Below are 466 nucleotides of genomic sequence, written 5' to 3'. Positions count from 1 at the left end.
TTCTCAAACAGAATCGCCGGACCACCGGCACGCAACACCCGATCACAAATCTCCGTCATCTCCATATGGGGATCTACTTCGGTGGTAATGCGTTTTAGTTCGCCCTGTTTTTCCAGGTTGGTGATGAAGTCTCTTAGGTCGGTGTATTTCATGAGATATGATTTGTGAAAAGTAATGTTGTAGCTTACCAGCTTAGGACATGATTTGGCTTAGCAGCTATCTCTATTGAATTATTTTGGATTAATTCGCCATTGAGAGACTGAAACTTATCGACTATTCCAGTAATAATTTTCTAAAGTTTTCATCGTACATTTTATCCCCTCCTCTCCATGAGAATGGTGAGCACAATGAGCACCTTAGTACTGTGAGCACCAAACCTTGAGCATAAGCAATTGTTATCAATGTAATTTTACGAAAACTTGATTTTTAATTATGGACTAAAGCCCACTGTTCATTTTTTGCGTGG

Annotated in this window: 1 pseudogene; it reads right to left on the bottom strand. The window is 39.7% G+C overall.

Features of this window, described 5'->3' with window-relative positions:
* Nucleotides 1-152: pseudogene (locus B3182_RS00450) on the bottom strand (UbiD family decarboxylase domain-containing protein); the annotation flags it as partial.
* Nucleotides 153-466 lie beyond the last annotated feature (314 nt).

The sequence above is a fragment of the Methylophaga sp. UBA4204 genome, from assembly GCF_002379485.1.
Lineage (GTDB): Bacteria > Pseudomonadota > Gammaproteobacteria > Nitrosococcales > Methylophagaceae > Methylophaga.
This window is presented reverse-complemented; position numbering and strand designations above follow the sequence as displayed.